We start from the raw sequence: 22,942 nt of genomic DNA, 5'->3' as shown, positions 1-22,942 counted from the left end.
GCCCCCGGCGGCAGGCGTCACTTGTTCAGGTGGGCCCAGAACTCGTCGAACGACAGCAGCTTGTCGCCGTTGAGGTCACGGCTGGCGATGATCGCCTCGGCGACCGCCTCCGTCACGTTCCAGTCGCCGCCCTGCGCCAGGGCGGCCTTGAACTCGGCTGCGGTGATCTGGCCGTCCCCGTCCGTGTCGATCCGCTCGAACTGCTTCCGTGCTTCCTCGATGTCGGCCACCGATCCGCCCCTCTTCGTCGTACCTTGCTGCGTGGTGCTGTCGCACTGACGCAGGTCAGATTAACCGCCCGCCCTCGCGCGCAATGCGGCGACCACCCAGGCCAAGTCCTCCGCCTGCGGCGGCGCGGCCTGCCGGTCGACGACGGCCGGCAGGTGCCGGCAGCGGGCGACGCGGTCGTCGAAGCCGGCCGTCATGCGTTCCAGGACGGCACCGCGGTCGGCGTCGGCGAACAGCTCCCGCAGCACCTGCTCGGCCTCGGGCGCCCCGGGGCGACACCGCGCCGCCAGACCGGGCCCACCAGCTCCACCAGGCGCCTGGCGAACCCAGGGAGCGGCCGCGCGGCGCGTCAGGGTCCCGGTCGGCCGCGTCGAACTCCACGGCCCGCCGCATCTGCGCCCGGAAGTCCGGGTCGACGTCGTCGAGCCCGTGCAGCGTCTCCGTCACGAACTCGTCCACGATCCGCTGCCGTTCCGCCGCCGACAGCCGTGCCAGCCCGTTCATCAGGGCCGTCTCCTCCGGTGTGGGAGCCACGTCGCGCCACGGTCGACAGCACCGCGCGGATCACCTTCAGCGACCTGATCCGCGCGTCCAGGGCCGCCACGTGCGCCGCCGCCACCTCCGCGACCGTCCGTTCCCCGGCCGGCACCCGGCGTACGTCGTCCAGGCCGAGGCCCAGGTCGCGCAGGGTGCGGATCAGTTCGAGGCGCGGGGCGGACCCGGCGTCGTACAGCCGGTGGCCGCCCGCCGACCGGGTCACCGGGGTGAGGACGCCCTCGTCGGACCAGTAGCGGATGGTGCGCACGGTCAGTCCGGTGGCGCGGGCCGGCTCGTCGATGGTGAGGGGGCCGGTGCCGTGATCGCTCAGGTCTGCGAGTCTGGGCCCTCCAGTGGGTGGAGACTCAAGGAGCGGTCGGTGGGACGGACCTTGCGGGACATACTCGACGCGGCGGCGCGGGGCGGCTTCCCGCCGCCGGACGGGCGGACGACCGTGGTGCCGCAGCCCAGCCACCGGGACGCGGGAGTGGTGGCGTTCACCGCGCACTCGGTGGTGTTCACGGACGAGGACCCTGGGTGGGTGTACGACACGCTGGCCGCCCTGGACTGCGACGCCCTCGCCGCGACGATGAACCCGCGGTTCCTGGCGGCCTTCCTGGAGCGGACCGGGCGGACGACCGAGACGGTCGACGCGGTCCTGGTCGGCCCGCCGCTGCCGGGCGAACCGCCCCTTCGCCTGCGGGAGGTGGACAGCGCCCACCCCCGCGTCGCCTACGCCCGCACGCGCCGCGACGAGGTGCGCGCCTGGGCGGCACGGGACGCGGTGCTGGTGATGGGACGCGGGGTGGCCGGACGGCTGGAGGTGTCCGTGGAGGTGGCGGAGGGGGCACGGCACCGGGGACTGGGCCGGGCACTGGCGCTGACGGCCCGCCACCTCGCCGGTGAGCCGCTGTGGGCGCAGGTCGCGCCGGGCAACGCGCGCAGCGCACGGGCGTTCCAGGCGGCCGGCTACCGGCAGGTGGGCGCGGAGGTACTGCTGCGCGCCCGGGAGTGACCGGGCCAACGGGAGCTGCCAGTGCCACCCGGAAGCGACCGGGCCAACGGGAGCTGCCAGTGCCGCCCAGGAGCGACCGGGCCAACGGGAGCTGCCGGCCGCCCGGAGACCGGCGGCCCGGCTGGGGGCGGACGGCGAGGCCGCGCGGGCCGCCGCCGACGGGCATGCGGGCCGGCTGGGTGCCGGTCCCCGGCGCCGGAAGATGCAGGCGGGCTCGGGTGAGGTGCCTCCCCGGTGCGGGACTCACGGCTCCGCAGAGCGCGGGCGTGCCTGGAGGGGGCGCCGCCCGGGTGCTGGGGCGCGGGCGGGCTCGGGTCAGGTGCCGCCCCCCGTGCCGGTCCCCGGCGCCGGAAGACGCAGGCGGGCTCGGGTCACGTGCCTCCCCGGCGCGGGACTCACGGCTCCGCAGAGCGCGGGCGTGCCTGAAGGGGGGCGCCGCCCGGGTACCGGGGCGCGGGCGGGCTCGGGTCAGGTGCCGCCCCCGTGCCGGTCCCCGGCGCCGGAAGACGCAGGCGGGCTCGGGTCAGGTGCCGCCCCCGTGCGGGACTCACGGCTCCGCAGAGCGCGGGCGTGCCGTAGCGGGCGCCGCCCGGGTGCCGGGGCGCGGGGGGGCTCGGGTGGGGCGCGGCGCCGGAGGGGTGCGGGCCGTGCGCGGCGAGGTGCCGACGCCGGTGCGGGGCACCGTGCGACGGTCGGTCGTGGTCACGCGGCCCTCTGTGGGCGGGTCGGCCGGGGAGACAGGCGGCCGGTTCGTCCGGCGGTGCGCCGGTGTCCGCTCCCCTCGCATGCCGTCCGCCCGGCGCGGTCGCTCGCGGCGGCCGGTCCGGCGGGGGCGCGCCCGTGGGCCGGCGGCCGGCCATGTCCTGTGGTGTCCCGTCCCGGGGAGCGGGTCTCAGCGGTCCGCGACCCGCATCTCGAACCAGGTCGTCTTGCCGCGCGGAAGGAGGTCGACGCCCCAGCGGTCGGAGAGCTTGCCGACGAGGAACAGGCCCCGGCCGCTGACGTCGAGTTCCTGGACCGGCATCAGGCAGGGCAGGCCGCGGGAGGGGTCGCGGACCTCGACGCGGATGCGGCCGCGCAGGCGGCGCATGCGGAGGTGGAAGACGAGGGCGCCGGTGTGGCGCACGGCGTTGCCCACGAGTTCGGAGACGAGCAGGACGACGTCCTCGGTCGTCCGGGGGGGCAGTCCCCAGTGGCGCAGGACCACCACCTGGGCGAGCCGGCGGGCCACCGCCGCCGACTTGGGGCGGGACGGCAGCGACACCTCGCGCTCCGCGGGGTTGCCGTACGTCTCGAGTGCCTTCAGCGCCTGTTCGTCCTCCACCGCGGGCGACCAGCGCGCCGTGGTGGCACGGCCGCGCCCTTGCGGCTGTCCGATGCCCTCCAGCCCCGACATGCCCCCCATCATGGCCGCCCGGTGGGCCCGCCGGGGCCGTTCCGGACGATTGCGCCGCGCGCGGGCCCGCGGCCGCGCCATCCGGTCGGCATGTGCCAGAGGCACGCGGAGTCGAACACGCCGGTGTTGACCTGCGCCGGAGAATCGGTCAACGGCAGGGCGCGGGCTCCCCCGGCGGGGCGGGCCCGCGGCGGCCGCCGGGCCCGCGCGAACCGCCCCTTCGGGGGAACCGGAGGTGACCCCGGCGCGTCGGGCACAAGCGGACGCGCGCGGGTTCAGCGGATGTTCAGCGGAACTTCGCCTTGCCCGGCCCCTCCTCGACGAAGCTGCGCATCCCGGTCGCCCGGTCCTCCGTGGCGAACAGGCCCGCGAACCAGTTGCGTTCCACGGCCAGGCCCGTGTCGATGTCGGTCTCCAGACCGGTGTCGACCGACTCCTTCGCCGCGCGCAGCGCGATCGCCGGGCCCTGGGCCAGCTTCGCCGCCCACGCGTGCGCCGCCTCGTAGACCTCCGCCGCCGGCACGACCCGGTCCACCAGGCCGAGCGCCAGCGCCTCGTCGGCCTTCACCTGGCGGCCGGTGAAGATGAGGTCCTTCGCCTTGGACGGGCCGATCAGCCGGGCCAGCCGCTGGGTGCCGCCCGCGCCGGGGATCAGGCCGAGCAGGATCTCCGGCTGGCCGAGCCTGGCGTTCTCCCCGGCGATCCGGTAGTCCGCGCACAGCGCCAGCTCGCAGCCGCCGCCCAGGGCGTAGCCGGTGACGGCCGCGACGACCGGCTTGGGGATGCGGGCCACCGCGGTGAAGGAGTCCTGCAGGGCGCGGGCGCGCAGGACCATCGCGGTGTGGTCCATCTCCTGCATCTCCTTGATGTCCGCGCCGGCCGCGAACACCTTCTCGCCGCCGTAGATGACCACGGCGCGCACGTCCTCGCGGCGCGTGGCCTCCTCGGCCAGTTCCCTGAGCCGGTCCTGGGTGGCCACGTCCAGCGCGTTCATCGGCGGGCGGTCCAGGCGCAGCGTGCCGACGCCGTCCGCGACTTCGAGGTTTACGGTCATGCAGGCAGGTTAACGCCCACTAACGGCAGCGGGCCCGGTGCGGTAGCTCACACCGGGCCCGCGCGCGTTCAGCGCGTCACGCCTTCCACTTCTCCCAGGACATGTTCCAGCCGTTGAGGCCGTTGTCCGGGTCGATGATCCGGTCCTCGGAGTTCTTCACGACGACCACGTCGCCGATCATCGAGTTGTCGAAGAACCAGGCGGCGGGCGCGTCCTTGTCCCAGCCGCCGCGCACGTCGCGCAGGCCGATGCAGCCGTGGCTGGCGTTGTAGTTGCCGAAGGCGTCGCCGCCCCAGTAGTTGCCGTGGATGAAGGTTCCGGAGGTGCTCAGCCGCATGGCGTGCGGGACGTCCTTGATGTCGTACTCGCCGCCGTAGCCGACCGTCTCGCCGTTCATCCGGGTGACGGGCAGCCGCTCGGTGATGACCATCTGGCCGTTCCAGGTCTCGTAGCCCGGGGCGCCGGTGGTGACGGGGATGGTCTTGAGGAGCTTGCCGTCCCGCGTGACCTTCATGGTCAGCTTCTTCGCGTCGACGACCGAGACCTGCTCGCGGCCGATGGTGAAGGAGACCGTCTTGTCCTGCTCGCCGTAGACGCCGGGGCGGCCCTCGACGCCGTCGAGGTTGAGGCGGACGGTGACCTTGGTGCCGGCCTTCCAGTACTTCTCGGGCCGGAAGTCGAGCCGGTCGTTGCCGAACCAGTGGCCCGCGACCTCGACGGCCGGCTCGGTCTTGATCTCGATGGCCTTCTCGACCTCCTCGGGGTTGGTGATCCCCCGGGTGAAGCGGAGCGAGAACGGCATTCCGACGCCGACGGTGGAACCGTCCTCGGGGGTGAACTGCCCGATGAACGTGTTCTCCGGCGTCAGGGTGGTGAAGCGGGAGTCCTCCGCGGCGGTGCGCCCCGCGGAGTCCTCGGCGACCGCGTGCACGCTGTATGTGGTCGCCGCGGCCAGGTGGGTGGACGGCGTCCAGGTGGCGCCGCCCCCGGTTATCGCGCCGTCGACCCGCCTCCCCTCGGCGTCCTTGACGACGACCTCGGTGAGCTTGCCCTTGGCGACCGTCACCTTCAGGGCGCCGCTGGTGTCGACGGACCGCGCGCCGTCCTTCGGGCTGATGGCGACGACCGCCTCCGACTGCCCGCTCACGGCACCGGCCGCGCCCTTCGGCTTGTCCCCGCCGTCCCCGGAGCCCGGCCCGGAGTCCGAACCCCCGCCGCACGCGGTGACCGTGAGCAGCAGCGCCCCGAGTATCAGCGCGAGCGGCCCCCTGCCGCGCCCGCTCCCCCCGCGGGCGCCCAGCGACGCCCCCGATATCGGCCGCACGTTCAACTTGTCTCCCCTCAACGGGCCCGGAACCGGACCCTCACCGGGCCCCGTCGGGCCCGCTCCCCAGCGCGTCCCGCGCGCTCGGCGCATATTAACCACATGGTCAGCGCGCCGGGCGCCCCGGAATTGTCACCGTTCGGTCCCAACCGTTCACCCCTTTGCGGTCACTTCACCGCACTGCCCGCTTTCCACCGTTTCCAGCTCATGTTCCAGCCGCCGAGCCCGTTGTCGGGAGAGACCGTTCTGTCCTTGCTGTTGACGACCTCGACGACGTCGCCGATGAGGCTGCGGTCGAAGAACCAGCCCGCCGGGGTGTCGGCGCCCCCGCCCTTCGCGTCGCGCAGGCCCACACAGCCGTGGCTGACGTTGGCCCGGCCGAAGACGCCGGCCGGGGCCCAGTAGTTGCCGTGCAGGAAGGTGCCGGAGTCGGTGAGCCGCATGGCGTGCGGGACGTCCGGGATGTCGTACTCGCCCTTGCCGTCCTTCTTCTTGAAGCCGACCGTGGCGCCGTTCATCCGGGTGATCTCCAGCATCTCGGTGACCACCATCCTGCCGTTGTAGGTGGGGGTCTTCGGCGCGCCCGCGGTGATGGGCACGGTGGCGAGCAGCTCGCCGTCGCGCCGGACCTCCATGGTGTGCTCGGCGGCGTCGACGACGGAGACCTGGCTGCGGCCGACGGTGAAGGTGAACGTCTTGTACTGCAGGCCGTAGACGCCGGGTGCGCCCTCGACGTCCCGCAGCCGCAGGTCGACGGTGACCTCGGTGCCGGGCTTCCAGTAGGTCTCGGGCCGGAAGTCGAGCCGGTCGGCGCCGAACCAGTGGGGGCGGATCTCGACGGCGGGTCGCGCGGTGACGTGGATGGCGCGTTCGACCGCCGCGCGGTGCTCGATCTCCCGGTTGAACTCCAGTGAGACGATCATTCCGGTGCCGACCGTGGCACGGTTCTCCGGGGAGACGTACCCGATGAAGCGTTCCTCGGGGACGTGCGTGGTGAAGGTCGTGTGCCGGGCCGCGCGGCGGCCGCGGCCGTCGACGGCGACCGCGTCGACGGTGTACTCGGCGGCCAGCGCGAGCCGCTCGCCGAACGGCTCCCAGGTGCGCCCGTCCGGGGAGATCCGGCCCGGCACGGGTGTCTCCTGGGCGTCCTGGGACCTGATCACCTTCACGGACTCCAGCCGCCCGTCCGGCACCCGGACGGAGAGGCCGGTGTCCGGCTCGACGCCCTTGCTGCCGTCGTCCGGCCGGACCCGGATGACGTCCTCGGGTGCGGGGGGCCGCCCGGGCCCGCCGAAACCGATGCCCCCGGTGCCGTCCCCGGTGCAGCCGGTGGCGGCGGCCAGGAGCCCTGCCCATGTCAGTACGGCGGCCAGTGCGGCCCCCGCGCGCCGTGCGCGCCCATGTACGTGCCTCACAAGGATGTCCAACGACGGCGCCCGCCCTGGGGAAACGTGAGTGCGAGCCGAGCTCTGGGCAGAACAGGGGGGAGGGCGACACGACGGGGAGCCGGGCCGGGACGCCACAGGCCTTGTTGGGCAGGTCGTCCCATGAGCCGTGGGAGGCGTACTGGTGTCCAGCGCTGCCGAGCAGGAGACGTGTGCCGGGGAGGGGCGCCCGGCCCCCGTCGTGAACGGCGCCGCGCGCCCGGCGCCCGCGTGGCCGGGGGCGCCGACACCGCTGGGGGCACGGTTCCGGGCCGGCCCGGACGGGGTGGCCGGCACCAACTTCGCGCTGTGGGCGGGCGGGGCGGAGGCGGTCGAGCTGTGCCTGTTCGACGACGCGGGCGGCGAGCGCCGGGTGCGGCTGACGGAGCTGACGCACGAGATATGGCACGGGTTCGTGCCGGGGGTGCTGCCGGGGCAGCGGTACGGCTACCGGGTGCACGGCCGCTGGGACCCGTGGACCGGGGGGCGCTGGAACCCGGCGAAGCTGCTGCTCGACCCGTACGCGCGCGCGGTGGACGGCGAGTTCTCGCTGCCGCCCGAGGTGTACGGGCATGTGCGGGACTGGCCGCAGCAGCAGGTCGCCGACACCGTGCGCGACGACCGGGACTCGGCGCCGTTCGTCCCCAAGGGCGTCGTCGTCCACGACGACGACGACTGGGCCGACGACCGCCGCCCGAAGACCCCCTGGGCCGACTCGGTGATCTACGAACTGCACGTCAAGGGCTTCACCCGGCTGCACCCGGGGGTCCCCGGGGAGCTGCGGGGCACCTACGCCGGCCTCGCCCACCCCGCCGCCCTGGAGCACCTGACCGGGCTCGGCGTCACCGCCGTGGAGCTGCTGCCCGTCCACCAGTTCGCCCACGAGGACCACCTGCTGCGGCGCGGCCTGCGCAACCACTGGGGTTACAACTCCATCGGCTACTTCGCCCCGCACGCCGCCTACGCCGCCTCCGGCACCCGCGGGCAGCAGGTGGGCGAGTTCAAGCGGATGGTGCGCGCCCTGCACGCGGCCGGGATCGAGGTCATCCTCGACGTGGTCTACAACCACACCGCGGAGGCGGGCGAACTCGGCCCGACGCTGTCCCTGAAGGGCATCGACAACCGCGGCTACTACCGCCTCCAGGCGGACGCCCGCCGGTACGCCGACTACACCGGCTGCGGCAACACCCTGCACGTCGTCCAGCCGCACGTGCTGCGTCTGATCACCGACTCGCTGCGCTACTGGGTCACCGAGATGGGCGTCGACGGCTTCCGCTTCGACCTGGCGGCGGCGCTGGCCCGCTCCATGCACGACGTCGACATGCTGTCCCCGTTCCTCGCGGTGATCGCGCAGGACCCGGTGCTGCGCCGGGTGAAGCTGATCGCCGAGCCGTGGGACGTGGGGTCCGGGGGCTACCAGGTGGGCGCGTTCCCCCCGCTGTGGACGGAGTGGAACGACCGCTACCGCGACGCCGTGCGGGACTTCTGGCGGCACGCGCTGCCCGACGTGCGCGAGATGGGCTACCGGCTGTCGGGCTCCAGCGACCTGTACGCCTGGGGCGGGCGCCGGCCCTACGCCTCCGTCAACTTCGTCACCGCGCACGACGGCTTCACCCTGCGGGACCTCGTGTCCTACGAGCGCAAGCACAACGAGGCCAACGGCGAGGGCAACCGGGACGGCTCGAACGACAACCGGTCCTGGAACTGCGGCGCCGAGGGCGAGACCGACGACGAGGGGATACGGGCCCTGCGCCGCCGCCAGCTGCGCAACCTGCTGACCACCCTGCTGCTGTCGACGGGCGTGCCCATGCTGGTCGCCGGTGACGAGATGGGCCGCACCCAGGGCGGCAACAACAACGCGTACTGCCAGGACAACGAGATCGGCTGGCTCGACTGGCAACTGCTGGCGGAGCCCGGCTGGAAGGCCCTGTTCGACCTGACCGCGCGGCTGATCGCGCTGCGCCACCGGCACCCGGTGCTGCGCCGCCGGGCGTTCTTCTCGGGGCGGGCGCACTCGGCGGACGGGCTGCGGGACCTGGCGTGGTTCACCGCGCGGGGCACCGAGATGACCGAGGGAGACTGGTACGCGCCCGCCGCCACGCTCGGCATGTACCTCTCGGGCCGGGACATACCGGGCCGCGACGAGCGGGGCGCGCCGATCGTCGACGACAGCTTCCTCGCCGTGCTGCACGCCGGGGAGCGCCCGGTGGACTTCGTGCTGCCGGGTCCGCCGTGGGCGAAGCGGTACGAGGTGGTCGTGGACACCTCGGCCGAGGAGCAGGCGGCACCGCCGCCGGCGGCGCACCGCGCGGGAACGACGATCACGGTGCCGGAGCGGTCGGTGCTGCTGCTGAAGGTGACCGGCTGACGGGCGTGTTGCGGACGTGTGAACGTGTTGCCGGTCCGTGAACTCCCGGGCCGGATCGTTGCCCCCGGGCCGCTTCCGCTGGCATCGTCCGAGGTCATGAGGCCGTCCCCCGCGCTCTGTCGCTGAGCCGCCACCCGCCCGGGTCCAGCCCTTCTTCCCCCGCGTGCCCCGTCGGGGACACGTCTGCCCAGAGGATTCCGTCATGCCCGAAATATCCCGTCGTGCCTTCGGTGGACTCGTCGGAGGCGGTGCCGCGACCGCGCTCGCGGGCACGGCCACCGCCGAGGCCGCCGAGGGGGAGCGGGCCGCCGCCGAACGCCCCTTCCGCGCCCGGCCCGCCGACCGGGGCCACCGCAGACCGAACATCCTGTTCATCCTCGCCGACGACCTCGGCTGGGCCGACCTGTCGGTGTACGGCGCCCCGCACATCCGCACCCCGAACCTGGACCGGCTCGCCGCCCAGGGGGTGCGGTTCACCAACGGGTACGCGGGCTCGGCGACCTGCTCCCCGACCCGGTTCAGCCTCTACACCGGGCGCTTCCCCGGCCGTACCCCGGGCGGGCTCGCCGAGCCCATCGGCAACCGCACCCAGGGCCTCGACCCCCGCCACCCCACCCTGGCGTCCCTGCTCGGGAAGGCCGGCTACCGCACCGCCCTGATCGGCAAGTGGCACTGCGGTTTCCTCCCCGACTACAGCCCCACCCGGTCCGGCTGGGACGAGTTCTTCGGCAACTTCGGCGGCGCCCTGGAGTACTTCTCGAAGCTGGGCCAGCTCGGCGAGTACGACCTCTACGAGGGGGACACGGCCTACCGGGACCTGCGCTACTACACGACCGTGCTGACCGAGCGGGCCGTCGAGTACGTCCGCCGGGACCACGACCGGCCCTGGCTGCTCAACCTCAACTTCACCACCCCGCACTGGCCGTGGCTGACGGAGGACGACGAGGAGACGGGCGCCGAGATCGCGGCCCGGATCCGGGGCGGCGGCCCGGTGCTGCCGGCGCTGCTGCACCAGGACGGCGGCTCGGTGGAGAAGTACCGGGAGATGGTGGAGAGCCTGGACGCGGCCGTCGGCGAGGTGCTCGCGGCGCTGCGCCGGTCCGGCCGGGAGCGGGACACGGTCGTCGTGTTCGCCAGCGACAACGGCGGCGAGCGGTTCTCCTACCAGTGGCCGCTGAGCGGGGAGAAGTCGCAGCTGCTGGAGGGCGGCATCCGGGTGCCGACCATCCTGCGCTGGCCCGCCCGGATCGACGCCCGCCAGGTCAGCCACGAGCCCGTCTACACCCCCGACTGGACGGCGACCCTGCTGGAGCTGGGCGGCGCCCGCCCCGACCCGGCTCACCCGCTCGACGGCCACAGCCTGGCCGGCTATCTGCTGCGCGGCGAGGACCTGCCCGAACGCGACCTGTTCTGGCGGGTGCGGGGCAACCGGGCGCTGCGGCGCGGCGACTTCAAGTACTACCGGGACGCCGCGGGCCGCGACCACCTCTTCGACCTCGCGAAGGACGCGCGCGAGCAGGCCGACCTGGCCGCCGCCCGGCCGGAGCTGCTGGCCGAGCTGAGGGAGGCGTGGGAGGCGGTCGCGGAGGGGCTGCTGCCCTACCCGGGCGCCTGACCGCGCCCCGGCCGCAGCCTGACCGCGCCCCGGCCGCAGCCTGACCGCGCCCCGGCCGCGGCCCGGACGCGTCCGGCTCCGTGCGCGCGGCCGCGCTCCCCGCCGACGGGAAACTCGGTGGGCGTCGTCGGTGGCCGTCCGTAATCTCGACAGGATGGCGACGACACCTACCCCCACCGCAGCGGACCGCCCGGACCAGCCCGCCGATCCCCCCGACGGCCCGTCCGCCGGTCCCCCCGCCCGCCGGTCCGCCGTGCGCAGCCTGCTCCGCCTGTGGCCGTACGTGCGGCCCGTGCGGGCACGGCTGCTCACCGCCGCGGTCGTCGCGATCGTCGCCTCCTGCGTGGGCCTGGTCATCCCGCTGGTGCTGAAGTGGATGGTGGACGGCCCGGTCGCCGAGCGCGACCCGGCCGGAGTGGGGCTGGGCGCCCTGTACCTGCTGCTGCTCGGGCTCGCCGAGGCGCTGCTGTTCGGGCTGCGGCGGTGGCTGGTGGCCCGGCCGCTGGCGGGCGTCGAAGCGGGCATGCGGGCGGACCTGTACCGGCACCTCCAGCGGCTGCCGGTGGCGTTCCACGACCGCTGGGCCTCGGGACAGCTGCTGTCCCGGGGCACCGGCGACCTGGCGCTGCTGCGGATGTTCCTCGCCTTCCCGCTGACGTTCCTGCTGGTGAACGGGGTGACGATCCTCGTCGGCGTGATCATCATGCTGGTCCAGGACTGGGCGCTGGGACTGGTGATCCTGGGCCCGGCCGTGCCGGTGCTGCTGGTCTGCGTCGTCTTCGAGAAGCGGTACGCGCTGGCCGCGCGGCGGGCGCAGGACCAGGCCGGCGATCTCACGACGGTCGTCGAGGAGAGCGTGCTCGGCATCCGGATCGTCAAGGGGTTCGGCCGCCACCGCAGCCAGGCGCGCGCCTTCCGGGAGCTGTCGCGGACCCTGCGCGGGACGGAGCTGCACAAGGCCCGGCTGCTGGCGACCATCTGGGCCGCGATGATGGCGCTGCCCGAAGTGGCGATCGGGGCGGCGCTGGTGCTGGGCGCGGTGCGCGTCGCCGACGGGGACCTGTCCGCGGGCACCCTGGTCGCGTTCCTGTCCACGGCGCTCGCGCTGCGCTGGCCGGTGGACTCGATCGGCTTCCTGCTCGCCCTGAGCCAGGAGGCGGCGACGGCCACGGAGCGCTACTTCGAGGTGATGGACGCCGAGCCGGAGTCGTCCGCCACCACGGAACCGGCGGACGGCGACCGCGACCGCGGCCACGACGGCGACCGGGGGCTGCGGTTCCACGGCGTCACCTTCCGCTACCCCGACGCCCCGCCCGGCTCCCCGCCGGTGCTCGACCGGGTCGACCTGCACGTGCGGCCCGGCGAGTCGATGGCGCTCGTCGGTGCCACCGGCAGCGGCAAGACCACGCTGACCGCGCTGGTGCCCCGGTTGTACGAGGTGACGGAGGGCCGGATCACCCTGGACGGGACCGACATCCGGGCGATGTCCCGGGAGGAGCTGCGCACCCGGGTCGCTGTCGCCTTCGAGGAGCCCACCCTGTTCTCGGCCTCCGTCGGCGAGAACGTCCGGATGGGCGCGGACGGCGACGCGGCACCCATGGAGGTGGAGCGCGCCCTGGCGGTCGCGCAGGCGGACTTCGTGCACGCGCTGCCGCAGGGGGTCGACACCCAGGTCGGCGAGCAGGGCCTGAGCCTGTCCGGTGGCCAGCGGCAGCGGCTGGCCCTGGCCCGGGCGGTCGTGGGACGGCCGGACTTCCTGGTCCTGGACGACCCGCTGTCCGCGCTGGACGTGCACACGGAGGCGGCGGTGGAGGCCGCGCTGCGCCGGGTGCTCGCGGACACCACGGCGCTGATCGTGGCCCACCGTCCGTCCACGGTGCTGCTCGCCGACCGGGTCGCCCTGCTCTCCGGCGGCCGCGTCACCGCCGTCGGCACCCATCACGAACTGCTGCGCTCCCACGCCGAGTACGCCCACCTCATGTCGGGCGAGGAGGAGGACGGCCGATGACCGCCACCACCACGACACCGGCCGGGGGCGGGCCGCAGGAACCGGAGGAGCAACGCTCCCCCGCCGGCGACCCGTTCGACCGGGACGTGCTGCCCACCCCGCCCGGCGCCACCGTCGCCCTGCTGCGTTCGCTGCTCGCCCCGCTGCGGGCGCGGGTCGCGCTGACCGCCGTGCTGCTGCTGCTCCAGCAGGCGGCGGTGCAGGCGGGCCCGCTGCTGGTGGCGTACGCCATCGACCGCGCGGTGCCCGCGCTGCGGGCGGACGACCGCGGGCCGCTGATCGCGGTGGGCGCCGGCTATCTGCTGTGCGCGCTGGCGGCCGGGGCGCTGCAGTACGGGTTCGTGCGGGGTGCCGCGCGGGTCAGCCAGGACGTGCTGCTGGACCTGCGCGGCCGCATCTTCCGGCACGCCCAGGCGCTGAGCATCGACTTCCACGAGCGGTACACCTCGGGGCGGCTGATCTCCCGCTCCACCAGCGATGTCGAGTCCCTGCGCGAGCTGCTGGAGGACGGCCTCCAGGAGCTGGTGATGGTGATCCTGTCCTGTGTGTACACGGCGGTGCTGCTGCTCTGGCTGGATCTGGGGCTCGGGGCGCTGGCGGTGGCGTCGTTCGTGCCGCTGTGGTGGCTGGTGCGGATGTACCGGCGCCGGGTCCAGCGGGTGTACCTCCAGCGGTCCAGCGCGATCGCCGCGGTGATCGTGAAGTTCGTGGAGACGATGAACGGGATCCGGCCGGTGCGCGCCTTCCGCCGGGAGGCCGCCAACGACGCCGAGTTCGGGGTGCTGAACCGGCGGCACGAGCGCACCAACGGCGACGCGCTGCTGGAGATGGCCCGCTACGTGGTGGGCTCGCGGATCGTCGGCAACACCGCGGTCGCGCTGATCGTGCTGTGGGGCGCCTGGCGGGTGGCCGACGGCACACTGGCACTGGGGGTGCTGGCCGCGGCGGTGCTGTATCTGCGGCGGATGTACGACCCGATCGACCGGTTCGGCATGTTCCTCAACTCCTACCAGTCCGCGGCGGCCTCACTGGAGAAGATCGCCGGGCTGCTGGCCCAGCGGCCCTCGGTCCCCGAGCCCGCCGCCCCCGTGGCGCTGCCGCCGCTCGCGGCGGCGGAGTTGCCGGGCCGCGAGGTCTTCTTCGACGGCGTGCGGTTCGCCTACCGCACGGGCGGCGAGGTGCTGCCCCGCTTCGACCTCACCCTGCCGGCCGGGCAGACCGTGGCGGTGGTCGGCTCGACCGGCGCCGGCAAGTCCACGCTGGCCAAGCTGCTGGCCCGGTTCTACGACCCGACCGAGGGCCGGGTGCTGCTCGACGGGGTCGACCTGCGTGACCTCGCCACGGCGGAGCTGCGGCGCGGGGTGGTCATGGTGACGCAGGAGGCGTTCCTGTTCTCCGGCACGGTCGCCGAGAACATCGCGATCGGCCGCCCGGACGCGACCCGCGAGGAGATCGAGCAAGCGGCGAAGGCGATCGGCGCGCACGACTTCATCAGCGCGCTGCCCGACGGCTACGACACCGACGTGCGCAAGCGCGGCGGCCGCATCTCCGCGGGCCAGCGGCAACTCGTGGCGTTCGCGAGGGCGTTGCTCGCCGACCCGGGGGTGCTGATCCTCGACGAGGCGACGAGTTCGCTGGACGTCCCCGGGGAGCGGGCGGTGCAGCGCGCGATGGCGACCGTGCTGAAGGGCCGTACGGCGGTGGTGATCGCGCACCGGCTGTCCACCGTGGAGATCGCGGACCGGGTGCTGGTGATGGAGCGCGGCCGGATCGTGGAGGACGGCCGTCCGGCCGAGCTGATCGCCGGGACGGGCCGTTTCGCGGATCTGCACCGGGCCTGGCGGGACAGTCTGGCGTAGCCCGGCGGCGCCCGTTCGGCGGCCCGTACCGCGTCACGCGGTGCGGGCCGCCGTCCTTGCACTCACGTTTGCGCTCAAGCCGCCCAAGTCCGGCGCACCGCACGGTCGTTCGATGCACGACCTCTTTACGCGCCTGACACCCGCCGGTACCTTCCAGCCGTCGAAAGCTCTTTCTGCAACTTTCCGAAGGCTCGTGCGGCGGGCGGCGGCGCGCACCCGTCCGGCCCCGGGGCCCGCCGACGAGGGAGTGTCATGGAACGCCGCACCGCCTGGCGAGGGAGACGGCCGCTGACGGCCGCACTCGTCACCGGCTCACTGCTGAGCCTCCTGCACGCCGTGCCGGAACCGGACGGCCCACGGACCGAGCCCGTCGCGCAGAGCGCGAACACGGCGACGGTCTTCTACTACACGAAGACGAGGAACTGGCCGGCCTACCGGCTCCACTACGCCCCCGACGGCGGCTCCTGGACCGCCGTGCCGGGCACGGCCATGGAGGCGGCCTGCACGGACTGGGTCAAGAAGACGGTGGACCTCGGGTCCGCCGCCGGACTGCGGGCCGCCTTCAACGACGGCGCGGGCACCTGGGACAACAACGGCGGCGCCGACTACCGGCTGGGCACCGGGGCGATCACCGTCAAGGACGGCGTGGTCGCCCACTCCGACCCCTGCGCGGGCTCCGGGCCGGTCGAGGGCGGCAAGGCGACGGTGTACTACTCGACCCGGTCCCTCGGCTGGTCCACCGCCAACCTGCACTACCAGCCCGCCGGCGGCTCCTGGACGGCCGTCCCCGGCATCGGCATGCGGGCCGCGTGCCCGGGCTGGTGGAAACAGACCGTCGACCTGGGCACGGCCACCTCCCTGAAGGCCGCGTTCAACAACGGCAACGGCGTCTGGGACAACAACAACGGCACCGACTACGCCCTCCCGGCCGGCACCAGCACCGTGCTGGACAAGGTCGTCACCAGGGACGCGAAGGACCCCTGCGCGGCCACCGAACCCGACACGCGGGCGCCCACGGCCCCGGCCGGGGCGGCGGCGCGGGCCACCGGGGTCTCCGTCGTCCTCACCTGGCAGCCCGCCACCGACGACACGGGCGTGGTGAAGTACCAGGTGACGCGGACGGGCGGCAGCGGCGGCGCGGTCGTCACCGACGTCGGCTCGACGGTGTTCACCGACACCGGCCTGGCGGAGCGGACCGCCTACACGTACACCGTGCGGGCGGTCGACGCCGCCGGGAACGTCTCCCCCGCCTCGGCCGCCGTCACGGCCACCACCGGCGAGCAGCCCGCGGGCCCCGCACCCGGCAAGCCGCTCGGCACCGACCCGCGCAAGGACCCCGTCTACTTCGTCCTCACCGCCCGGTTCAACGACGGCGACGGCTCCAACAACCGGGGCGGCAGCCAGCACGTGAAGTCCGGCAACGCGGCCGGCTCCGACCCGATGTTCCGCGGGGACTTCCGCGGTCTGATCGACAAGCTGGACTACATCAAGGGCCTCGGCTTCTCCGCCGTGTGGATCACCCCGGTGGTCCTGAACCGCTCGGACTACGACTACCACGGCTACCACGGCTGGGACTTCTACAGGGTGGACCCGCGCCTGGAGTCGGCGGGCGCCTCCTACCAGGACCTGATCGACGCCGCGCACGCCAAGGGCATGAAGATCTACCAGGACGTGGTCTACAACCACTCCTCGCGCTGGGGAGCGAAGGGCCTGTTCACGCCGACCGTGTACGGGGTGCGCGACAGCCAGTGGAGCTGGTACTACGACGAGAAGCAGCCCGGTTTCGAGTACGACGGGCTGACGGTGGACCCCAAGAGCGGCAAGTCGTACTACAACGGCGACCTGTGGTCGACCGCCGAGCCGACCGGCAACACCTGCGTCAACTGGGGCACGCCCACCGGCCGGACCTCCCCCGAGGGCTACCGGATCCACAACTGCCAGTGGCCGAGCCCGACCTCCGGCATGTTCCCGAAGGCGTACTACCACCAGTGCTGGATCGGCAACTGGGAGGGCGAGGACTCCCGGTCCTGCTGGCTGCACGAGGACCTGGCGGACTTCGACACGGAGAGCGCCGCCGTGCAGAACTACCTGATCGGCGCCTACAACAAGTACATCGACATGGGAGTCGACGGCTTCCGCGTGGACACCGCCGTGCACATCCCGCGGACCACCTGGAACCGCCGCTTCCTGCCCGCGATCACCGAGCGCGTCACCCAGCGGCACGGCGCCGAGGCCGCGAGGAACTTCTTCGTGTTCGGGGAGGTCGCCGCCTTCGTCAACGACAAGTGGAACCGCGGCTCGGTCAACCACTCGGCGCAGTTCTACACGTGGAAGGAGCGCAAGGAGTACTCCGCGGACGACACCGAGGCCGCCCTGGAGATGTACGAGTACGAGCAGCAGCAGGGCACCGGGAACCAGCCCACCAGCACCAACGCGTTCCTCGCCGGGAACGGCTACCACGCTCCGGACCACTCGCGGTTCTCCGGCATGCACATCATCGACATGCGGATGCACATGAACTTCGGGGACGCCCAGAACGCCTTCTCGAACGGCAAGGACTCCGACGACAGCGTCAACGACGCCACCTACAACGTCGTCTACGTCGACAGCCACGACTACGGGCCGAACAAGAGCAGCGAGCGCTACGCGGGCGGCACCGACGCCTGGGCCGAGAACATGTCGCTGATGTGGACCTTCCGCGGCATCCCGGCCCTGTACTACGGATCGGAGATCGAGTTCCAGGCCGGGAAGAAGACCGACTGCGGCCCGTCCTGTCCGCTGGCGGCCACCGGCCGCGCCTACTACGGCGACCACCTGGCCGGCCCGGTCACCGCGCCGGACTTCTCCCAGGTCTCCTCGGCCTCCGGCCCGGTCGCCCAGACCCTGCAGAAACCCCTGGTCAAGCACGTCCAGCGGCTGAACCAGATCCGGCGGGCGGTCCCGGCCCTGCAGATGGGCCAGTACTCCACCGAGGGCATCAGCGGCGGCATGGCCTTCAAGCGCCGCTACACCGGGGGCGGCACGGACAGCTTCGCACTCGTGACCGTCTCCGGGGGCGCCACGTACACGGGCATCCCCGACGGCACGTACGTGGACGCCGTCACCGGTGACCGCCGTACCGTCACGAACGGCACCCTCGCCGTCGCCGCGCCCGGCAAGGGCAACCTCCGGGTGTACGTGCTGAACGGACCCGGCAAGGTCGGCGCCGACGGCCCGTACCTGAAGTAGCGCGAGAGGGGAAGCGGCACGCTCTCCCCACCGGCGTGATCCGGCCACGTCCCCCGTCACACCGACGGGGGACAGTCCGTATATCGAACGTGAACTCCCGGACAACGAACGATTTCCGGCCAACTTCCTGACGCGCTCCTGACAGGAGTGGCGCGGTGCTGCCACTCTTCCCACGGCCGCCTCACAGCAACCCCACAGGACCAGTCCGCTGCTGTGGCGCGGCGCAGCTCCACGCACGCCCGGACGGCCCACCCGCCGCCCGGTCTCCCCTGGCCGCGTGACCCGCGGCCGCGCATAAGGAGTCAGTGTTGAGCAGCACTTCCTCTCACAGACGCACCTCCCACACCCCCCGCCGCCGGGCCGCGGCCGTAGCGCTGGTCGGGGTCGCCGCCCTCGTCGCCGCCGCCGTGCAGTCCGGTGCCGCGACCGCCGCCCCGGACCGGGCACCGTCGGCGTCGGCCGCCGCGGACCCGGGCGCCCTGCCCAAGAAGCTCACCCCCGCCCAGCGCGCCGAGCTGATACGCGAGGCCGAGGCCGGCAAGGCGGACACGGCCCGGCAACTGCGCCTCGGCGCCCAGGAGAAGCTCGTCGTCCGGGACGTCGTCCAGGACCGTGACGGCACCACCCACACCCGCTACGAGCGCACCTACGCGGGCCTGCCCGTCCTCGGCGGCGACCTGGTCGTCAAGACGGCGAAGGACGGCAGCACCGAGGGTGTCGCGCGGGCCACCCGGGCCGCGATCAAGCCGGCCACCCTCACCCCGGCGGTGGGCGCCGCGCGCGCCGAGCGGCAGGCGCTGGCCGCCGCGAAGGCGGAGGAGGCCACGAGCCCCGACGTCAACCGCGCGCCGCGCAAGGTGATCTGGGCCGCGAACGGCACGCCGACCCTCGCCTGGGAGACGGTCGTCGGCGGCTTCCAGCACGACGGCACACCGCAGGAGCTGCACGTCGTCACGGACGCAGCGACCGGGGAGAAGCTCTTCGAGTGGGAGGCCGTCCAGACCGGCACCGGGCACACGGTGTACAGCGGCACGGTGCCGCTGACCACCACGCAGTCGGGGTCGACGTACAACCTGACCGACGGCGCGCGCGGCGGCCACAAGACGTACAACCTCAACCGCGGCACCTCGGGCACCGGGACGCTGTTCTCCGGCCCGGACGACGTGTGGGGCAACGGCACCCCGTCCAACCTGGAGTCGGCGGGCGCCGACGCCCACTACGGGGCCGCGCTGACCTGGGACTACTACAAGAACGTGCACGGCCGCAACGGCATCCGCGGCGACGGCGTCGGCGCCTACTCGCGGGTCCACTACGGCAACAACTACGTCAACGCGTTCTGGTCCGACAGCTGCTTCTGCATGACCTACGGCGACGGCTCCGGCAACGCCAACCCGCTGACCTCGATCGACGTGGCCGCGCACGAGATGACCCACGGCCTGACGTCGGTGACGGCCAAGCTGGTCTACAGCGGCGAGTCCGGCGGCCTGAACGAGGCGACCTCCGACATCCTCGGCGCGGCCGTCGAGTTCTCCGCGAACAACTCCTCCGACGTCGGTGACTACCTCATCGGCGAGGAGATCAACATCAACGGCGACGGCACGCCGCTGCGCTACATGGACAAGCCGAGCAAGGACGGCTCGTCGAAGGACAACTGGTACTCCGGTATCGGCTCGATCGACGTGCACTACTCCTCCGGCCCGGCGAACCACTTCTTCTACCTGCTGAGCGAGGGCAGCGGCGCCAAGACCATCAACGGCGTCAGCTACAACTCGCCCACCGCGGACGGGCTGCCGGTCACCGGCATCGGCCGGGCCAAGGCGGAGCAGATCTGGTTCAAGGCGCTCACCACCAAGTTCACCTCCACCACCAACTACGCGGGCGCCCGCACCGGGACGCTGGCGGCCGCGGGTGAGCTGTACGGCACCACGAGCGCCGAGTACAAGGCGGTGCAGGACGCGTGGGCGGGCGTCGCGGTCGGCTCGCGCTCCGGCGGCGGCGGTGGCGGCACGTCGTTCGAGAACACCGCCGACGTGGCGATCCCGGACCGGGGCGCCGCGGTCACCTCGCCGATCACCGTGACGGGCCGCACCGGCAACGCGCCGAGCAACCTCCAGGTCGCGGTGGACATCGTGCACACCTACATCGGTGACCTCCAGGTGCAGCTGGTCGCGCCCGACGGCACGGCCTACACGCTGAAGGGCTACGGCACCGGAGGCAGCGCGGACAACCTCAACACCACGTACACGGTGAACGCCTCGTCCGAGGTGGCCAACGGCACCTGGCTGCTGCGGGTGCAGGACAACGCGGCCGCCGACACCGGGTACATCAACAGCTGGAAGCTGACCTTCCCGTAAACCGGGAGCGGGCAGCGCGCGGGGCGCCGTGCCGGGGGCAACTCCCCTGGGGCGGCGCCCCTTTCGTATACCCGCTTTACCTTCCCGAAACGTTTTCTTGGCAGTCGGTTTTCGGCCAACATCACTTCAGGGTCCTGACATGTACGCACCACCGATGCCAGGCTTCCCCCACCCGCCGCACAGCTTCCCCGCAACCCCCACCAAGGAGTTTGTGTGTCCCCCACGCCCTCCCGTCGTTCCGCGCGTCACCGGCGCACCACCCTCGCGCTGGCCACCGCGGTCGCCGCCGGAGCCCTCCTCACCACCGGTCTCACCACCGGTGCCGCCACCGCCCAGGACTCCTCCGCGGTGCCGGCCGCCCGCGCCGCCACCCCGCTGGCCCTCTCCCCCGCCACCCGCACGGCCCTGATCCGCCAGGCCGACGCCGCCACCGAGCGGACCGCCGACGAGATAGGCCTCGGCGCCCGGGAGGAACTGGTCGTCCGCGACGTCGTCAAGGACGCCGACGGCAGTCTCCACACCCGCTACGAGCGCACCTACGCCGGACTCCCCGTCCTCGGCGGCGACCTCGTCGTGCACGAGAGCCCGGCCGGGAAGACCGAGGGCGTCACCAAGGCCGTCAAGGCCCGCATCGCGGTCGCCGACCTCACCCCCGAGATCAGCGCGGCCGGTGCCGAGAGCCGGGCCCTCAAGCGGGCCAAGGCGCTCGGCGGCACCCGGCCGGACGCCGCCAAGGCCCCGCGCAAGGTGATCTGGGCGGCGGACGGCAGGCCCACCCTCGCCTACGAGACGGTCGTCGGCGGCTTCCAGTCGGACGGCACCCCGAACGAGCTGCACGTCATCACCGACGCGGCCACCGGCGAGAAGCTCTACGAGTACCAGGGCATCGAGACCGGCACCGGCAAGGGCCTCTACAACGGCACCGTCACCCTCGGCACCTACCTGTCGGGCTCGGCGTACCAGCTCTACGACCGCTCGCGCGGCGGCCACAAGACGTACAACAAGGCCCGCTCCACCAGCGGCTCGGCCGGCACCCTGTTCACCGACGCCGACGACACCTGGGGCACCGGCACCGCCTCCAGCTCCTCCACCGACCAGACGGCCGCCGTCGACGCCGCCTACGGCGCCCAGGCCACCTGGGACTACTACAAGAACACCTTCGGCCGCAACGGCATCAAGAACGACGGCAAGGCCGCCTACTCGCGCGTCCACTACGGCAACGCCTACGTCAACGCCTTCTGGTCCGACAGCTGCTTCTGCATGACGTACGGCGACGGCGAGGGCAACACCAAGCCGCTCACCTCGCTGGACGTCGCCGCCCACGAGATGACCCACGGCGTCACCTCGAACACCGCGGGCCTCAACTACTCCGGTGAGTCCGGCGGCCTCAACGAGGCCACCTCCGACATCTTCGGCGCGGCGGTCGAGTTCTCCGCGGGCAACCCCTCCGACCCGGGTGACTACCTCATCGGCGAGAAGATCGACATCAACGGCGACGGCACCCCGCTGCGCCACATGGACAAGCCGAGCAAGGACGGCGCCTCGGCCGACTACTGGTCCGCGTCGCTGGGCAGCCTGGACGTCCACTACTCCTCCGGCCCCGCGAACCACTTCTTCTACCTGCTCAGCGAGGGCAGCGGCGCCAAGACCGTCAACGGCGTCAGCTACAACTCCCCGACGTACAACGGCTCCACGGTCACCGGCATCGGCCGCGCCAAGGCCGCGGCGATCTGGTACAAGGCGCTCACCACGTACATGACGTCGACCACCAACTACAAGGGCGCCCGCACGGCGACCCTGAACGCGGCCTCGGCGCTCTACGGCGCCACCAGCACCGAGTACAAGACGGTGGCCGCGGCCTGGGCGGCCGTCAACGTCAACTGACCGGCGCACCGGATCAGCCGGACGGCACCCGGCGGGCGGACGACGCCGGGTGCCGCACCAGGGGGTGTCCCGTCGGCCGGGCCCGGCAGCCCGGCAGGACCGACGGGACGCCCCCTAGGCTGGGGCGCATGTCTCTTGGGGAATTCACCTACGCGGACGTCGGCGCGACCCGCGAGCCGGGTTTCTGCCCGCCCGGCTTCCACCGCATGGACGTCCGCACCCGGATCGGCGAGGGCCACGAGATCTTCCGCCGGGCCGCCGAGGCGGTGTGCACCTGGGAGATGCACCGGGCGATGGGCGTCGGCATCGACGCGAGCGCCGGCCGCGCCGCCCCGGACGTGACGGTCACCGTCACACTCGCCGGACTGGTCAAGGCCCCCTGCCGGATCGTCTGGACCGTCGACGAACCCCGCCGCGCCGGCTGGGCCTACGGCACCCTGCCCGGCCACCCCGAGTGCGGCGAGGAGTCCTTCGTCGTGAACCGCACCGGCGACGGCACGGTCTGGCTGACCGTCTCCGCCTTCAGCCGCGCGGCCCGCTGGTACGCCAAGGCCGGCGGCCCGGCCACCCGTGGGCTCCAGCACGCCTACGCAAGGCGGTGCGGGAAGGTGCTGCGCGCCCTGTGCGGCCGGGACCCGGAGGGCTGAG

The 22,942-nt window shown here is 73.2% G+C and carries 14 protein-coding genes and 1 pseudogene; 9 read left to right on the top strand and 6 right to left on the bottom strand.

Translation table 11 applies throughout. The annotated features are described in order from the left end of the window. Nucleotides 1-17: 17 nt before the first annotated feature. Complete coding sequence (locus SGLAU_RS23155; RefSeq protein WP_043504252.1) at nt 18-230, bottom strand: EF-hand domain-containing protein; 213 nt, start codon at nt 228-230, stop codon at nt 18-20. Nucleotides 231-290: 60 nt separating this feature from the next. Continuing rightward, nucleotides 291-1,096 (bottom strand): annotated as a pseudogene (locus SGLAU_RS23150) (MerR family transcriptional regulator). A gap of 48 nt (nt 1,097-1,144) precedes the next feature. On the opposite strand from SGLAU_RS23150, the gene SGLAU_RS23145 reads away from it, so the two are divergent. After that, nucleotides 1,145-1,780, top strand: coding sequence for a GNAT family N-acetyltransferase (locus SGLAU_RS23145; protein ID WP_043504250.1), 636 nt, complete (start codon nt 1,145-1,147; stop codon nt 1,778-1,780). Nucleotides 1,781-2,672: 892 nt separating this feature from the next. Here the strand turns inward: SGLAU_RS23145 and SGLAU_RS23140 are convergent. From SGLAU_RS23140 to SGLAU_RS23125, 4 genes are all read right to left on the bottom strand, one after another. Continuing rightward, nucleotides 2,673-3,176: an ATP-binding protein gene (locus tag SGLAU_RS23140; protein ID WP_043504247.1), complete on the bottom strand. Its 504-nt coding sequence runs from the start codon at nt 3,174-3,176 to the stop codon at nt 2,673-2,675. Between the two features lie 286 nt (nt 3,177-3,462). Continuing rightward, nucleotides 3,463-4,230, bottom strand: a complete 768-nt coding sequence (locus tag SGLAU_RS23135) for an enoyl-CoA hydratase/isomerase family protein (protein WP_043504246.1) — start codon at nt 4,228-4,230, stop codon at nt 3,463-3,465. Nucleotides 4,231-4,306: 76 nt separating this feature from the next. Further along, nucleotides 4,307-5,560 (bottom strand): L,D-transpeptidase, encoded by a 1,254-nt coding sequence (locus tag SGLAU_RS23130; RefSeq protein WP_208868935.1) that lies wholly within the window; start codon nt 5,558-5,560, stop codon nt 4,307-4,309. A 161-nt stretch (nt 5,561-5,721) separates the two neighbouring features. Further along, the gene (locus SGLAU_RS23125; RefSeq protein ID WP_043504244.1) at nt 5,722-6,969 is read right to left on the bottom strand and encodes a L,D-transpeptidase; all 1,248 of its coding nucleotides are present in this window, start codon (nt 6,967-6,969) and stop codon (nt 5,722-5,724) included. Between the two features lie 154 nt (nt 6,970-7,123). On the opposite strand from SGLAU_RS23125, the gene glgX reads away from it, so the two are divergent. The 8 genes from glgX to SGLAU_RS23085 all read left to right on the top strand — a co-directional run bounded on the left by glgX (nt 7,124) and on the right by SGLAU_RS23085 (nt 22,941). Further along, complete coding sequence (gene glgX, locus SGLAU_RS23120) at nt 7,124-9,346, top strand: glycogen debranching protein GlgX (protein WP_043506926.1); 2,223 nt, start codon at nt 7,124-7,126, stop codon at nt 9,344-9,346. A gap of 202 nt (nt 9,347-9,548) precedes the next feature. Next, on the top strand, nt 9,549-10,961 hold the full coding sequence (locus SGLAU_RS23115; protein WP_052413861.1) for a sulfatase: 1,413 nt from the start codon (nt 9,549-9,551) through the stop codon (nt 10,959-10,961). A gap of 154 nt (nt 10,962-11,115) precedes the next feature. Continuing rightward, nucleotides 11,116-12,969, top strand: a complete 1,854-nt coding sequence (locus tag SGLAU_RS23110; protein WP_078957850.1) for an ABC transporter ATP-binding protein — start codon at nt 11,116-11,118, stop codon at nt 12,967-12,969. Then, nucleotides 12,966-14,828: an ABC transporter ATP-binding protein gene (locus SGLAU_RS23105; RefSeq protein ID WP_043504238.1), complete on the top strand. Its 1,863-nt coding sequence runs from the start codon at nt 12,966-12,968 to the stop codon at nt 14,826-14,828. Before SGLAU_RS23110 ends, SGLAU_RS23105 begins: the two co-directional genes overlap by 4 nt. Before the next feature lie 252 nt (nt 14,829-15,080). Further along, nucleotides 15,081-18,056, top strand: coding sequence for a carbohydrate binding domain-containing protein (locus tag SGLAU_RS23100; RefSeq protein ID WP_043504237.1), 2,976 nt, complete (start codon nt 15,081-15,083; stop codon nt 18,054-18,056). 308 nt (nt 18,057-18,364) lie between these two features. Then, nucleotides 18,365-20,410, top strand: coding sequence for a M4 family metallopeptidase (locus SGLAU_RS23095; protein WP_043504234.1), 2,046 nt, complete (start codon nt 18,365-18,367; stop codon nt 20,408-20,410). Nucleotides 20,411-20,623: 213 nt separating this feature from the next. Beyond that, entirely contained in the window at nt 20,624-22,294 is a 1,671-nt protein-coding gene (locus SGLAU_RS23090; protein ID WP_043504233.1) for a M4 family metallopeptidase, read from the top strand. A gap of 128 nt (nt 22,295-22,422) precedes the next feature. Next, nucleotides 22,423-22,941 carry a DUF1990 domain-containing protein gene (locus SGLAU_RS23085; protein WP_043504232.1) on the top strand — a complete coding sequence of 173 codons (519 nt, stop codon included), beginning with the start codon at nt 22,423-22,425 and terminating at the stop codon, nt 22,939-22,941. The last annotated feature ends 1 nt before the right edge of the window (nt 22,942 follow it).

Source organism: Streptomyces glaucescens (genome assembly GCF_000761215.1).
Classification (GTDB): Bacteria; Actinomycetota; Actinomycetes; order Streptomycetales; family Streptomycetaceae; genus Streptomyces; species Streptomyces glaucescens_B.
The sequence above is the reverse complement of the archived record's forward strand: the minus strand, read 5'-3'. Positions and strand labels throughout refer to the sequence as shown.

What these genes read in the sequence shown, in the direction of transcription:
- SGLAU_RS23140 (WP_043504247.1), bottom strand. Translation starts at nt 3,176, where the DNA reads ATGTCGGGGCTGGAGGGCATCGGACAGCCGCAAGGGCGCGGCCGTGCC.
- SGLAU_RS23135 (WP_043504246.1), bottom strand. Translation starts at nt 4,230, where the DNA reads ATGACCGTAAACCTCGAAGTCGCGGACGGCGTCGGCACGCTGCGCCTG.
- SGLAU_RS23115 (WP_052413861.1), top strand. Translation starts at nt 9,549, where the DNA reads ATGCCCGAAATATCCCGTCGTGCCTTCGGTGGACTCGTCGGAGGCGGT.
- SGLAU_RS23110 (WP_078957850.1), top strand. Translation starts at nt 11,116, where the DNA reads ATGGCGACGACACCTACCCCCACCGCAGCGGACCGCCCGGACCAGCCC.
- SGLAU_RS23105 (WP_043504238.1), top strand. Translation starts at nt 12,966, where the DNA reads ATGACCGCCACCACCACGACACCGGCCGGGGGCGGGCCGCAGGAACCG.
- SGLAU_RS23100 (WP_043504237.1), top strand. Translation starts at nt 15,081, where the DNA reads ATGGAACGCCGCACCGCCTGGCGAGGGAGACGGCCGCTGACGGCCGCA.
- SGLAU_RS23085 (WP_043504232.1), top strand. Translation starts at nt 22,423, where the DNA reads ATGTCTCTTGGGGAATTCACCTACGCGGACGTCGGCGCGACCCGCGAG.